Origin of the sequence: Enterobacter cloacae complex sp. ECNIH7, from assembly GCF_002208095.1 — a bacterium.
Classification (GTDB): domain Bacteria; phylum Pseudomonadota; class Gammaproteobacteria; order Enterobacterales; family Enterobacteriaceae; genus Enterobacter; species Enterobacter cloacae_M.
In genome coordinates, this window is sequence record NZ_CP017990.1 from 1,795,599 (window position 1) to 1,808,456 (window position 12,858).

The 12,858-nt window shown below is 52.7% G+C and carries 17 protein-coding genes; all 17 read left to right on the top strand.

The window, feature by feature from the left end; translation table 11 throughout:
- The first annotated feature begins 15 nt into the window (after positions 1 to 15).
- The 17 genes from WM95_RS08785 (at position 16) to WM95_RS08865 (ending at position 12,832) form a co-directional block, all read left to right on the top strand.
- Positions 16 to 798 (top strand): antitermination protein, encoded by a 783-nt coding sequence (locus WM95_RS08785; RefSeq protein WP_023332570.1) that lies wholly within the window; start codon positions 16 to 18, stop codon positions 796 to 798.
- 638 nt (positions 799 to 1,436) lie between these two features.
- Positions 1,437 to 1,823: a phage holin family protein gene (locus WM95_RS08790; protein ID WP_048703153.1), complete on the top strand. Its 387-nt coding sequence runs from the start codon at positions 1,437 to 1,439 to the stop codon at positions 1,821 to 1,823.
- Positions 1,813 to 2,091, top strand: coding sequence for a phage holin family protein (locus WM95_RS08795; protein ID WP_058651201.1), 279 nt, complete (start codon positions 1,813 to 1,815; stop codon positions 2,089 to 2,091). The genes WM95_RS08790 and WM95_RS08795 overlap by 11 nt, the downstream gene beginning before the upstream one ends.
- Complete coding sequence (locus tag WM95_RS08800) at positions 2,091 to 2,720, top strand: glycoside hydrolase family 19 protein (RefSeq protein ID WP_058651202.1); 630 nt, start codon at positions 2,091 to 2,093, stop codon at positions 2,718 to 2,720. Before WM95_RS08795 ends, WM95_RS08800 begins: the two co-directional genes overlap by 1 nt.
- A 7-nt stretch (positions 2,721 to 2,727) precedes the next feature.
- On the top strand, positions 2,728 to 3,003 hold the full coding sequence (locus WM95_RS08805) for a hypothetical protein (protein ID WP_058651203.1): 276 nt from the start codon (positions 2,728 to 2,730) through the stop codon (positions 3,001 to 3,003).
- Complete coding sequence (locus WM95_RS27395; protein WP_072204810.1) at positions 2,993 to 3,154, top strand: hypothetical protein; 162 nt, start codon at positions 2,993 to 2,995, stop codon at positions 3,152 to 3,154. Before WM95_RS08805 ends, WM95_RS27395 begins: the two co-directional genes overlap by 11 nt.
- Positions 3,155 to 3,249: 95 nt before the next feature.
- Complete coding sequence (locus WM95_RS08815) at positions 3,250 to 3,558, top strand: hypothetical protein (RefSeq protein WP_001274212.1); 309 nt, start codon at positions 3,250 to 3,252, stop codon at positions 3,556 to 3,558.
- Entirely contained in the window at positions 3,555 to 3,821 is a 267-nt protein-coding gene (locus tag WM95_RS08820) for a hypothetical protein (RefSeq protein ID WP_058651205.1), read from the top strand. The genes WM95_RS08815 and WM95_RS08820 overlap by 4 nt, the downstream gene beginning before the upstream one ends.
- Positions 3,822 to 3,991: 170 nt before the next feature.
- Complete coding sequence (locus WM95_RS08825) at positions 3,992 to 4,663, top strand: phage tail tip fiber protein (RefSeq protein ID WP_088544730.1); 672 nt, start codon at positions 3,992 to 3,994, stop codon at positions 4,661 to 4,663.
- An 11-nt stretch (positions 4,664 to 4,674) separates the two neighbouring features.
- Positions 4,675 to 6,132 (top strand): glycosyltransferase family 2 protein, encoded by a 1,458-nt coding sequence (locus tag WM95_RS08830; protein WP_088544731.1) that lies wholly within the window; start codon positions 4,675 to 4,677, stop codon positions 6,130 to 6,132.
- Positions 6,114 to 6,704 (top strand): hypothetical protein, encoded by a 591-nt coding sequence (locus WM95_RS08835; RefSeq protein ID WP_088544732.1) that lies wholly within the window; start codon positions 6,114 to 6,116, stop codon positions 6,702 to 6,704. Before WM95_RS08830 ends, WM95_RS08835 begins: the two co-directional genes overlap by 19 nt.
- Complete coding sequence (locus WM95_RS08840; protein WP_088544733.1) at positions 6,704 to 7,054, top strand: HNH endonuclease; 351 nt, start codon at positions 6,704 to 6,706, stop codon at positions 7,052 to 7,054. The genes WM95_RS08835 and WM95_RS08840 overlap by 1 nt, the downstream gene beginning before the upstream one ends.
- Before the next feature lie 157 nt (positions 7,055 to 7,211).
- Complete coding sequence (locus WM95_RS08845) at positions 7,212 to 7,709, top strand: phage terminase small subunit P27 family (RefSeq protein ID WP_045326830.1); 498 nt, start codon at positions 7,212 to 7,214, stop codon at positions 7,707 to 7,709.
- Positions 7,709 to 9,445: a terminase large subunit gene (locus WM95_RS08850; protein WP_042889604.1), complete on the top strand. Its 1,737-nt coding sequence runs from the start codon at positions 7,709 to 7,711 to the stop codon at positions 9,443 to 9,445. The genes WM95_RS08845 and WM95_RS08850 overlap by 1 nt, the downstream gene beginning before the upstream one ends.
- Positions 9,445 to 10,749, top strand: coding sequence for a phage portal protein (locus WM95_RS08855; RefSeq protein WP_088544734.1), 1,305 nt, complete (start codon positions 9,445 to 9,447; stop codon positions 10,747 to 10,749). Before WM95_RS08850 ends, WM95_RS08855 begins: the two co-directional genes overlap by 1 nt.
- A 13-nt stretch (positions 10,750 to 10,762) precedes the next feature.
- Positions 10,763 to 11,611, top strand: coding sequence for a head maturation protease, ClpP-related (locus tag WM95_RS08860; protein ID WP_088544735.1), 849 nt, complete (start codon positions 10,763 to 10,765; stop codon positions 11,609 to 11,611).
- A 9-nt stretch (positions 11,612 to 11,620) separates the two neighbouring features.
- Positions 11,621 to 12,832: a phage major capsid protein gene (locus WM95_RS08865; RefSeq protein ID WP_088544736.1), complete on the top strand. Its 1,212-nt coding sequence runs from the start codon at positions 11,621 to 11,623 to the stop codon at positions 12,830 to 12,832.
- Positions 12,833 to 12,858: the final 26 nt, after the last annotated feature.

The window sequence follows — 12,858 nt, forward strand, 5'->3', positions numbered from 1 at the left end:
AACGAGGGCAACCTTATGAAACTGGAAGCATCGCTCAAACATTTTAGTCCTCAGGGAATGCACATCAGCGACGACGTGAAAGGAACCTCTCCGGATCGTCTCACTGGTACTGATGTTATGGCAGCGATTGGTACCACCAGCAGCCGTGCACGCTTCGGACTGGCGGCGTTCTTCGGTAAAGCGGGAATCAGCAAAACGGATGAACAGCTCGCAGTTCAGGCGCTGGCGCGATATGCGATGGATGTCGCACCGAAGAATGTTCGCAAAGCAGCTGGTGGGCAGTTCGGATGGTGTATGCAGATGCTGGCACAATTTGCCTTTGCTGATTACTCCCGTTCGGCGGCTACCAGCGTGACATGTCACAGTTGCAGCGGTACCGGGTTTATCTCCGGGAATGAGGATGTGGTTAAACATCCTGGTATTTTCGACGCCGACGGTGCCGAAGTGGTGGCCCCGAAGATTAAAAATGAGCTGGTGAATAGGGTTTGCGGAACATGCGGAGGAAAGAAAGTGATCCTTGCCCGGTGCAGGTGTGGAGGTAAAGGCGAAGTGTTGGACCGCAAAGCGACTAAAGACCGCGGCGCACCGGTTTTCAAAACGTGTGAACGTTGCTCTGGTAATGGCTTCTCTGCTATCTCCTCGGCGACGGTACACCGAGCCATTCTGAAGCGTCTCCCGGACCTCCATCAGTCCTCATGGTCACGTAACTGGAAACCCTTCTATGAAATGCTGGTGGACACTTTGCGTCAGGGGGAGCGTCATGCAGCAGTGGAATTTGAGAAGGCGACAACTTATTAATATGATCGGAGCAAATGGTGACACTTTTTTGCACGTTAGTGTTGACTTTGCATAAAACTGTCCTGTATGCTTTCCATCGTGGGATATTACGCCTACACGACACCAAACCCGCCTCAGTGCGGGTTTTTTATTTTAAGGGCTGCCTCCGGGTGGCCTTTTTTGTTTCCCCTCGTTCTGAGAGGACTCATGGCGATGATGTATTGACCGCTAGAATGGATTAGTCGTAACTTATTATTGTGGTGAATCCTTTCTAAGCGAAAGGGCGTTCCAGTCAACTGCTATCTGCAGGTATGCGCGCGGCTTTGCTGACTGGGGTAGAGTCACCGGGAGGCACCCGGCACCATGATAACAACAATAAAAGCACCAAATTCCTTGAGAGCCTGCCCTAAAAAGCAGGTTTTTTTTATGTTTTTGTTAACTGCTGCTACGCTTTGAGTTGTGGGTCTAAGATAACTGACTGATGGTTCTCCTGAACCATAGTGAATCAGCCCGATACTGCATCACTCTGGTCAGTTAGCAATACTCACGACTACCTACCTTACTTACAATAGTCACTCATTAGCCCGCCTTCAAAAGCGGGCTTTTTTTATCTCCCCTCAAATTTTCTGAGAGGATTCACAGCAATAAGAGGGGGCTAAATGTCCGATCCTGTTTCTGGCACTACGGTAGCGGCTGGTGGTCTGCTGGTTTCAGTCCTGTACGGTGTCTTTACTCATACTGATTTCGGAGTGGTGTTTGGAGCGTTTGGTGGCGCGGTGTTTTACGTTGCGACAGCTGCAAACCTTACGCGTGCGCGCCTGGCTGCATACTTCCTGACCTCATTCATTGTTGGAGTGCTTGGTGCCGGGTTTGTTGGATCATGGCTAAATGCTGCATCGAGTTATGAAAAACCACTGGATGCACTTGGTGCAGTGATTCTGTCTGCGCTGTGTATAAAAATCCTAACTTTTCTTAATAACCAGGACCTGAACACCCTGTTCGGTTTTTTCTCACGGTTACGCGGAGGAGGGGGAAATGGTAATTGACCCGTCAGCTGTCTTAAACGCGTTTATCTGCTCGGTGATCGTCGTCGTTCTGATGTTCTACCAGCGCCATGGTGCCCGGCACCGTCCTTTCATCTCAATCCTGGCGTATATAATCATCCTGGTTTACGCAGTAATCCCGTGGCAATTCATCTTCGGCCTCTATCGTGACTCCAGTTGGCTGGTGGTAGTGGCAAACCTCCTGATATGCGCAGCTGTTATGAAGGTCCGGGGAAATCTGGCGCGTCTGGTTGATCTTCTGAGGCACTAATGAACCAAATACTATTTCAAAAGGCGGCTGGCATTAGCGCCGGGCTCGCTTTGCGCTGGTTTCAGCATATCGATGCTGCAATGAAGGAATTCGGCATCACGGCACCGCTCGATCAGGCCATGTTCATCGCACAGATGGGGCATGAGTCCACGGGATTTACCCGGCTGGTGGAAAACCTGAATTACGCGGCTGAAAACTTAGTGCCTACATTCGGCAGACACCGCATTACTCCCCAGCAGGCCGCCGCACTCGGCAGAACGGCAACGCAACCGGCAAATCAGAAAGCGATAGCCAATCTGGTTTATGGCGGTGAGTGGGGCAAAAAGAACTTGGGCAACCAGGTTGCTGGTGATGGCTGGAAATATCGCGGTCGCGGCCTGAAGCAAATCACCGGGCTCAGCAATTACCGCAACTGTGGCAACGCGCTGAAGTTGGACCTTGTAACCCAGCCTGAATTGCTGGAACAGGATGAATATGCTGCGCGCTCCGCTGCATGGTTCTACGTCTCGCACGGATGCCTGCTCCATTCCGGCGACGTGGAGCGCGTCACGCTGCTTATCAATGGCGGACGTAACGGGCTGGATAAACGCCGCGCGCTGTTTAACCTGGCGAAATCTGTGCTGGTGTGAGGTCACTATGGGGTTTGAAACTTTAATTGGTATTGCTGCAGCAGTCATTGCCGCCATCGCTGGCGCTTTCGGCCTGGGCCATATTCGCGGCTCAAGCAAAGCAGAAGCAAAAGCAGATCAGCAGCGCACCGAAGATAACGCAGCTGCAACGGTCGCAGCAGCAGAACGCCGGGTAGAGACAACGAAAGAGGCCAGCAATGTTCAGCAGACAGTTAACCATATGCCTGATGACGATGTTGATCGCGAGCTGCGTGACACGTGGAAGCGTCCCGGTGGTGGTTGATACCGCCTGTGACTGGGTAAAGCCGATCTACCTGACTGAACACGATATCGACGTTATGGACCGCCAGACGAAGAAAGACATCCTGGCGCATAACAAAGCGTGGCAGGCGAACTGCCAGAAACCAATAGCAGTCACCATTCCAAAAGGATAAGCATGACAGCAGGCATTCAATTATCGGCTATGATGATGCTCTTTTATTTAGTTGCTGATATAATCCCCCCTAAATGATTTCAGGAGGGATCTGCGTTGTCCGCGATAAACCACATAAAAAACCCGTTAACGATTATCGGTATTTTTGCGGGGATAGTAGAGGTCTCTGCAAACCTCGTATTACCTTTTCTTAATGATTCCCAGCAAAGTACATATCTTTGGTTTTTAATGTTTTTCCCGGCAGGGCTTGTAATAGTGTTTTTTTTGACGCTGAATTTTAATCATGTTGCACTTTATGCTCCAAGCGATTATAGCAACGATAGAGGATTCATGCAGGCCAATGGTAAAATGATCGGTAATGATGTTCAGGATACTGATGCAACACAAGGCTTTGAATTAACATGAATAAATTCATCTCAAGCACTTTTAATAATACTATCGTCGAACTGGATGGCAACCATTACGAAAGGTGCGTTTTTGAAAATTGCGAAATTGTATATAAGGGGTTACAGCCTTTTAATTTAATTAATTGTAATTTTATTGCATGCAAATGGAAATTTGAAGGTGCAGCGTCAAACACAATTAATTTTTTAAAGGTTATGTATAAAGATATGGGTGAGTTTGGAAAGAAAATGGTAGAAGCCACTTTCGAAAACATAAAAAAATAGTTTCATCCATTTACTTTCAATTTATGAGATATTGCCCTGCAATCGCGGGGCTTTTTTATGCGCATCGCACGCGCACATCAAAGAAAGTCTTTCAGCTGTGAGCCTGGGCAAACCGTTAACTTTCGGCGGCTTTGCCGTGCGACAGGCTCACGTCTAAAAGGAAAATTAAAATGTCAGAACCTTCAATCGTCCCTTACGTAAAAACCACTCCCAAACCTTTTGGTGTGGACGTCGAATGGAAATGGCCGGGTGGCTGCGCGGTGCTAGAACTGCAATGCCTTCATGAAGATGGCCGACTTATGAAAGAACGCATCTTCTGGCCAGCTACCGTATGCCTTATTTCCGGCCTCAAAGCTGGTGAGAGATTGCAGGTGCGCCTGCGTCCAATTGCAGAAGATGGCTCAGCACGAGATTGGCGAGCCGGTGACTGGATCGAAGGGGTTTCTTCTGTCGATACCGAAGAGATTATTGAGGCGCTGGACGAAGAGATCCGTAACAGCTGCGCACTTCATGGCCTTAAAGGTGGCTGGTTTGTTGATAAAACCGGCAAGGCTTACATCCACGAGGCGCTGATCGGCAATGGCACATTGTCTACGAACTACAGCGTGAAGATGAACGTGGATTATGGTGGCAAACGGTACGCAGCTGGCATGGCACTCGATGTTGACGATGGTAAAAGCCGCGTGAAGATTTTGGCTGAAAAGTTGGCGGTTGCCGCCAATCACCAAAACGCGTTAGAGACCGCCTTACAGCAGTCCATCAAAAATGTTGTGGACGAAACTATTCAACAAGCTATGCAGCCAGGCGGTGCGATCTGGACTTCCTTACGGCGTGGAATCTGACGGGAGGTTTTATGCAGGTCACTATTGATGGTGTCCCATACGCTCCCGCCAGCGTCGTTTCATCACGGATCGGCATTGCGATTACCACCCACAACCGGGCGGACGTTTTAAAGCGTGCTATTGAGCAGCACCAGAAGCATCTGCCAGCCGGTGCGCTGGTGGTGGTTGTCGATGATGGTTCAAAACCTGCAGCGATAGCACCCGACGGCGTGCAGCTGCTTCGCCATGAAACATCACTCGGCATTGTTGCTTCGAAGAACGCCAGCCTGTCAGCCCTGATGGATGCCGGGTGCGAGCATCTTTTTCTGTGGGATGATGATGCCTGGCCCATCGCCGATAACTGGCACCTGCCATATATCGAATCTCCAGAGCCGCACCTGGCTTATCAGTTTCTCGATCTGGCAGGTCCGCGAAAGATTAACGATATGACCGTTTTGTACCGGGATGATAAGCATATTGCTTACACCGGGCAGCGCGGCGTGATGTTGTACTACCACCGCAGCGCCATCGAGAAAGTGGGTGGGTTCGATCCGGTATACGGTCGCGGCATGTACGAGCATCCCGATCTGGCGCTTCGGATTCACAACGCTGGTTTAACGTCGTGGGCGTTCGCTGATGTAATTGGCTCTGAAAAGCTGATTCACTCAATGGACGAGTACGAAGAAGGCGCGCGCAGCATACCGAGGCCTGAACGTGAAGCGCTCGATAAAAAGAACGCTGTGATTTACGGGCAGCGCCGGGATTCAGGTTATACAGGCTATGCCGAATATCGATCTCAGCGAGACGTGGTAATCACAACGTTGCTTACCAGGCAGCCAGACCCGCAGCGCGGTACGAAAATGGCGGCCGCACCTGACATGCTGACTAGGTGGGCTGCCTCGCTTCGGAATTGTGGCCGTATCGCGCTGGTGGATGAACTGCAGAAGGCACCGGCAGACGTCGAGTTGTATCGCGTTCCTGATGTAAAGATGAATGTCTACTTTCGGCGCTGGCTGCATATCTGGCAGCACCTGCGCGATCACCCTGAATACCGGTTCGTCTGGTGTACCGATGGTACCGATGTCGAAATGCTCCGCGCACCGTGGGAAGAAATGCAGCCCGGTACTGTTTACGTCGGTTCTGAACCGAAGACCTACGCCGATACCTGGGCAAAACAGAATCATCCTGAGCGTATCTATCAGGAATTCATTGAAGCGCACCGCAACGATGTGATGCTTAACGCTGGACTGCTGGGCGGTACACGCGCTGATGTCATGGCGTTTGCTCACGGCATCATCCGTCTTTACTACCGGATCGAGAGTTATCGTTTCTGGAAGAAAGAACAGGCTGGCGCCGCGGTGGGTGACATGCTGGCGTTCGGTATTGTCGCGCAGCCATTCGCTGACAGGCTGGTCACCGGCCCTATGGTACATACCGTTTTCAAAACTGATGGTATCGGTAAGGAGGCCGCGTGGTGGAAACACAAGTGAAGTATGTTGTGGTTGGTCACCATTCCCGCTATGCCTCAGCTGCATTGCTGGCTGGCGAACTTGGCGCACACCTGCTTATCGATGAAGGGAATCACGGTGCGAACTGGAATCATCACCGCGCGCTGCAATGGGCTGCTGAACAATCCTGTCGGGTAGTAGTGCTGGAGGACGATGCCCTGCCAGTCCGTGGGTTTATGGATCAGGTTGCTGTCTGGCTGGCGAGGTTCCCGTGTCACATGCTGAGTTTTTACCTCGGTACCGGGCGGCCGCCACAGTATCAGATGCAGATTGCTGAGCGGCTAATAGTGGCTGATAAGACTCGCGCTGATTACATCACGCTGTCGAGACTCATTCACGGCGTTTGCTACAGCGTCCCGCCTGAGCATGTGCAGCGCGTGCTATCCCGCTGGGATAACAGCAAGCCCGCCGATTACGCTGTGGGTGATGCATGGGGTGGCTCAGTGGTCTATCCGTGTTACTCGCTGGTGGACCATGCAGACTTTGAATCAGTCGAGCGTCACCCTGACTCAGAGCCACGAACAGAGCGCCGCCGGGCGTGGAGGTTAGCCTGATGCCTGCGTTAATACCGAGAGCTTGCCGCAAGCGTGGCTGCCCTGGCACAACCACAGACCGCTCAGGCTATTGTCCCAAGCACCTTAACGAAGGCTGGCAGCAGCATCAGCGAGGGCAGAGCAGGCATCAGCGAGGTTATGGCAGCAAGTGGGACAAGCTGCGCCCAATCGTTCTCGACAGAGACAAACACCTTTGTCAGGAATGCCTGCGAAATGGAAGGTATACACCCGCTGAGACGGTGGACCACATCACCGCCAAAGCAAATGGGGGGACCGATGACCTGTCCAACCTCGAAAGCCTCTGCAAGCCTTGCCACAGGGCGAAGACAGCGGTCGAAAGGCTCAAATGACATCAATTATCATTTGAATCGACCGAGGGGGAGGGCGGGTTGAAAGTTCAGGAACGACGCGCCAAAGGACCGCCGCCTAACCTCTTTTCACATCGCCGCAGGTTAGAAAACTTTTTTTAGGGGTCCCCCATTCGATGATTAATAGGAGTTTTCGATTATGTCTGGACCACCGAAAACCCCGACCCATCTACGTTTGGTGAGGGGTAACCCATCAAAACGCCCGATTAATGAAAACGAACCTAAGCCAGCTGCAGGGGTACCCCCAACGCCGAAGCATTTCGACAAGCAGGGGAAATACTGGTTCAGGCGTATGGCTGAAGAGCTCGATGCGCTTGGCGTCATGTCGCAGCTGGACGCGAGAGCGCTTGAGCTTCTGGTTGAGGTTTACACCGAGTACCGGCATCACTGCGATACGCTGGAGAGAGAAGGCTACACCTACGCCGTTTATAGCGACGAAGAGCCAGACGAAGGCAAAGAGCGTGAGATTCGCATGATCAAGGCTCACCCGGCCGCCATTATGAAAGCTGATGCCTGGAAACGTCTGCGCGCCATGCTCGGCGAGTTCGGCATGACGCCAGCCAGCCGCTCTAAAGTGAATGCAAAAGGTCCTGATGCGGTTGATCCGTTGGCCGAGTTTATGAAAGCGAGGGATTAATGGCTAAGGTTGCTGAAGGCATCCGCTACGCCGAGAGGGTGGTAGCTGGGGAAATTATTGCCTGTGAGTATGTGCGCCTTGCCTGTCAGCGTTTTCTTGACGATCTGGCACACGGCGAAGAGCGCGGTATTTTCTTCAGTGAGCCGCGCGCGCAGCACATTCTGAATTTCTATAATTTTGTGCCTCACGTAAAAGGCGCTCTGGCAGGCCAGCCTATTGAGCTGATGGACTGGCATGTTTTCATCCTGATTAATATTTTTGGTTTTGTTATCCCGCTGGTTAACGAAGAGACGGGGGAAACCGTTCTGCGTAACGACGGCAGCGGTCGGCCGGTGATGGTTCGGCGTTTCCGTACAGCAGATGTTGAGGTGGCCCGTAAAAATGCCAAATCAACGCTTTGCTCCGGCGTAGGGCTTTATATGGCTGGCGCAGACGGCGAGGGCGGGGCGGAGGTTTATTCCGCTGCAACCACCCGTGACCAGGCGCGAATTGTTTTTGAAGACGCGAAAAATATGGTCAAGAAGGCGAAAGCCACTCTTGGGCGGATCTTCGAATTCAACAAGCTCGCTATCTACCAGGAGCAAACGGCCTCCAAATTCGAGCCTTTATCATCAGATGCGAACAACCTCGACGGCCTGAACATCCACTGCGCCATCGTCGACGAGCTGCATGCTCATAAAACCCGTGACGTCTGGGACGTTCTGGAGACGGCCACCGGCGCGCGCCTGCAATCGCTGCTTTTCGGTATCACCACCGCCGGCTTCAACAAAGAAGGTATCTGTTACGAACTACGCGATTACGCAATCAAGGTCCTGCGTGGGCTGGTTAAAGACGATACGTTTTTTGCCATCATCTACACCTTAGATGAAGGTGACGATCCCTTTGATGAAAAAGTCTGGCAGAAGGCGAATCCGGGGCTTGGTATCTGTAAGCGCTGGGATGATCTGCGCCGCCTGGCTAAAAAGGCGAAAGAGCAGGTTTCGGCCAGGATTAACTTTTTCACCAAACACATGAATATCTGGGTTACCGCTGAGTCTGCCTGGATGGACATGATGAAATGGGAAAAATGCGAGTTTATCGCCCCGCAGCACGAACTTAAAACCTATCCATCCTGGGTGGGCGTTGACCTTTCAAACAAAATTGATATCTGTGCAGCCGCTAAAGTCTGGCGCGCGCCAGGTGGCCACGTTCATGCTGATTTTAAATTCTGGCTGCCGGAAGGACGCCTTGAGAAATGTTCACGCCAGATGGCAGAGCTCTATCGTAAGTGGGCCGAGATGGACAAGCTGATCCTTACCGACGGGGATGTAATCGACCATGCTCAGATTAAGGAAGAGCTGCAGGTGTGGGTTGCTGGCGAGAGTCTGAAAGAAATTGGCTTCGACCCGTGGAGTGCGACGCAGTTCAGCCTTGCGCTGGCAGAAGAAGGGCTGCCGCTGGTGGAAGTGCCGCAGACGGTTCGCAATTTCTCTGAGGCGATGAAAGAGGTCGAAGCACTGGTATACGGCGGCCGCTTCCATCACAGCGATCACCCGGTAATGAACTGGATGATGTCCAACGTAACCGTCAAACCTGACCGGAACGAGAACATTTTCCCGAACAAGTCCACACCAGAGGCCAAGATTGATGGCCCGGCGGCATTGTTCACAGCAATGAGCCGCGTTCTGGTTAACGGTGGCAACGACCAGCAGGATCTCTCCGGATTCTTCAATAATCCCATCATGGTAGGTTTCTGATGAAAAAAAACAAACGGCCAGGCAGGGTGAAAAGCGCTCTGCTTAACTGGCTTGGTGTGCCTATCAGCCTGACTACCGGCACGTTCTGGGAGGAATGGTTTGGCACCAGCAGCAGCGGAAAGGTGGTCACGGCCGATAAAGCCATCCAGCTATCGGCTGTGTGGGCATGCGTAAGGCTGTTAAGCGAGTCTATTTCAACCCTTCCGCTGAAAATATACGTTCGACAGCCTGACGGTTCGCGCAAAGCGGCAACCGATCATCCGGCCTATTCGATACTGTGCCGCCGCCCCAATTCAGAAATGACACCATCACGCTTTATGTTGATGGTGGTCGCCAGTATTTGCCTGCGCGGGAACGCCTTCATTGAGAAGAAATTCATCGCAAACCGCCTGGTTTCGCTGGTGCCTTTACTGCCGCAGAACATGGTGGTTAAACGTCTCACTACCGGGGTGCTGGAATACAAATACACTGAAAACGGAAACGAGCGCGTCATTCCGGTCAAAAACATCATGCACATTCGCGGGTTCGGTCTGGACGGTGTTTGCGGCATGATGCCAATGAAGACTGGCCGGGATGTGATCGGTTCAGCAATGGCCGTTGAAGAGTCCGCGGCGAAGATATTCGAACAGGGCCTGCAGAGTTCAGGATTCCTCTCTTCTGATAAAGCTCTGGATGATACTCAACGTGAAAAACTTCGCGGTTACATGGCGGCGTTTACCGGTTCGAAAAACGCCGGGAAAATCATGGTTCTTGAGGGTGGTTTGACGTACCAGGGCGTTACCATGAACCCGGAAGATGCTCAGATGCTCGAAAGCCGCGCATTTAGCATTGAGGAGATCTGCCGCTGGTTTCGCGTGCCGCCTTTCATGGTTGGTCACACCACGAAACAAAGCAGTTGGGCATCCAGCCTGGAAGGTATGAACCTGCAGTTTCTGACTCATACACTTCGACCGCTGCTGGTGAATATTGAGCAGGAAATTGGCCGGTGCTTACTCGACAGCGATGACGAAGTGTTTGCAGAATTCTCCGTTGAAGGACTGCTGCGCGCCGACAGCGCGGGTCGTGCTGCTTACTATACCAGCGCGCTTCAGAATGGCTGGATGTCCCGTAATGATGTTCGCCGTCTGGAGAACATGCCGCCAATTGAAGGGGGCGATATTTACACCGTTCAGCTCAACCTGACGCAACTGAAAAATCTCGAAAGCAGCAACCCTGCTGTTCAGGCATTAGCCCTGCGAGAGCTGCATAACCACGTATTCCCCGATATTTCCTTTGAACAATCTCCGCTGAAACAGGCCGCTTAGGAGTACTTTCCTGATGAGCAAAAAACAACTTCCGGTAGCACCGGCGGGTCGCCCCTGCGCGCGCGTTACCTGTGAAACATTACCGTCCGCACTGGACCGCTGGGACGGCGGGATCAAAGCGGCGGCCACCGACGATAACAGCATTTCTGTTTTTGATGTTATCGGGCAGGACTACTGGGGCGAAGGGGTAACAGCTAAACGTATTGCCGGTGCGCTTCGGGCTATGAACGGCGCCGATGTCACGGTGAATATCAACTCACCGGGCGGCGACATGTTCGAGGGTCTGGCTATTTATAACCTGCTCCGCGAATACGAAGGCCGTGTAACGGTGAAGGTGCTGGGCATTGCCGCCAGCGCCGCCTCGATAATTGCGATGGCCGGGGATGATATTCAGATTGGCCGCGGTGCCTTCATGATGATCCACAACTGCTGGGTATACGCGATGGGAAACCGCCATGATTTTGCAGAACTGGCACAGTCACTGGAACCCTTCGATACCGCTATGGCTGACATCTACGCGGCGCGCTCCGGCCTTGATATGGCCGCTGTACAGAAGCTGATGGACGCGGAAAGCTATATCGGTGGCAGTGATGCTGTGGCGAAGGGACTGGCAGACAGCCTGCTTTCTGCTGATGCGGTCAGCGACGGCGACGAATCGCCTGCTGCCGCGCTTCGCAAACTTGATGCATTGCTGGCCAAGACCAACACCCCACGATCTGAGCGCAGAAAACTCATTAAAGCCTTATCCGGTGGCATGCCTGGCGCTGTCACCACCAACGACGGTACGCCGGGCGCTGCCGAAGACATCAAACCTGAAACCATCAATTCACTTGAAAGCGCCCTGGCGGCGTTAGTCAAATAAGGACCCTTTATGTCTGAAGTAAACGATATTCTGAAAAAAGTCACGGCCAGCATTGAAGAGGCAACCGGCAAGTTCAACGCGAAAGCAGAAGAAGCGGTGAAGGAGGCGCAGAAGTCCGGCAAGCTGTCAGAAGAAACAAAGGCAGCCGTCGATAAAATGGCTTCTGAGTTCAACGCCCTGCGTGAGGCAGAAAAAACGCTGAAGGCAGCTATGGGCGAACTGGAGCAACATGTTGCCCAGATGCCGCTGGCAAACGCGAAGCACGTTGTGGAATCAATCGGCCAGCAGGTGATCTCTGCTGAAGCGTTGAAAACCTTTGCCTCCGGCGTGGAAGGTGGCAAACGTATCAGTATCCCGGTTAAGGCGGCACTGACTTCTGCTGATGTGCCTGATGGCGTCGTCGAACCCCAGCGAATTCCGGGCATCGATACGGCACCGAAGCAGCGCCTGTTCATCCGCGATCTGATTGCGCCTGGTCGCACTTCCTCCCCGGCTATTTTCTGGGTGCAGCAGACGGGCTTCACCAATAACGCGAAAGTGGTTCCTGAAAATACGCAGAAACCATACAGCGAAATTGAGTTCACGCCTAAAATCACTGGCGTCAGCACTATCGCCCACCTGTTCAAAGCTTCAAAGCAGATCCTGGATGACTTCGCACAGTTGCAGTCCACCGTTGATGCCGAAATGCGCTACGGGCTGAAGTATGCAGAAGAGCAGGAAATTCTCTTCGGTGATGGTACCGGCGTTCATCTGCATGGCATCGTTCCTCAGGCATCCGCTTTTAATCCGGCGTTCACTGTCGAACAGCAGAGCGGGATTGATGATCTGCGTCTGGCAATGTTGCAGGCGCAGCTGGCGCGCTTCCCTGCATCCGGTCACGTTCTTCACTTCATTGACTGGGCGCGGATCGAGCTGACAAAAGACAGCCTGGGCCGTTACATCCTGGCAAACCCGGCGGCACTGACTGGCCCGACACTGTGGGGTCTACCGGTTGTTGCAACGGAAGCGGCAGCCTTCCAGGGGAAATTCCTGACCGGTGCATTCAACGCTGGCGCGCAAATCTTCGACCGCGAAGATGCGAACGTGGTGATCTCCACGGAGAACGCCGACGACTTCGAGAAAAACATGATCACCATCCGTTGCGAAGAACGTCTGGCGCTGGCTGTGAAACGCCCTGAGGCGTTCGTGTACGGTTCATTCAGCACCGGCGCGGGTAGCTGATAAATATTGCGGCCTTCGGGCCGTTT

Bases quoted from the DNA above. Each gene is read 5' to 3' on its own strand.
- WM95_RS08850 (WP_042889604.1), top strand. From the start codon at position 7,709: ATGGCTAAGGTTGCTGAAGGCATCCGCTACGCCGAGAGGGTGGTAGCT.
- WM95_RS08840 (WP_088544733.1), top strand. From the start codon at position 6,704: ATGCCTGCGTTAATACCGAGAGCTTGCCGCAAGCGTGGCTGCCCTGGC.
- WM95_RS08855 (WP_088544734.1), top strand. From the start codon at position 9,445: ATGAAAAAAAACAAACGGCCAGGCAGGGTGAAAAGCGCTCTGCTTAAC.
- WM95_RS08800 (WP_058651202.1), top strand. From the start codon at position 2,091: ATGAACCAAATACTATTTCAAAAGGCGGCTGGCATTAGCGCCGGGCTC.
- WM95_RS08860 (WP_088544735.1), top strand. From the start codon at position 10,763: ATGAGCAAAAAACAACTTCCGGTAGCACCGGCGGGTCGCCCCTGCGCG.
- WM95_RS08785 (WP_023332570.1), top strand. From the start codon at position 16: ATGAAACTGGAAGCATCGCTCAAACATTTTAGTCCTCAGGGAATGCAC.
- WM95_RS08805 (WP_058651203.1), top strand. From the start codon at position 2,728: ATGGGGTTTGAAACTTTAATTGGTATTGCTGCAGCAGTCATTGCCGCC.
- WM95_RS08865 (WP_088544736.1), top strand. From the start codon at position 11,621: ATGTCTGAAGTAAACGATATTCTGAAAAAAGTCACGGCCAGCATTGAA.
- WM95_RS08820 (WP_058651205.1), top strand. From the start codon at position 3,555: ATGAATAAATTCATCTCAAGCACTTTTAATAATACTATCGTCGAACTG.
- WM95_RS08825 (WP_088544730.1), top strand. From the start codon at position 3,992: ATGTCAGAACCTTCAATCGTCCCTTACGTAAAAACCACTCCCAAACCT.
- WM95_RS08845 (WP_045326830.1), top strand. From the start codon at position 7,212: ATGTCTGGACCACCGAAAACCCCGACCCATCTACGTTTGGTGAGGGGT.
- WM95_RS08830 (WP_088544731.1), top strand. From the start codon at position 4,675: ATGCAGGTCACTATTGATGGTGTCCCATACGCTCCCGCCAGCGTCGTT.
- WM95_RS08790 (WP_048703153.1), top strand. From the start codon at position 1,437: ATGTCCGATCCTGTTTCTGGCACTACGGTAGCGGCTGGTGGTCTGCTG.
- WM95_RS08795 (WP_058651201.1), top strand. From the start codon at position 1,813: ATGGTAATTGACCCGTCAGCTGTCTTAAACGCGTTTATCTGCTCGGTG.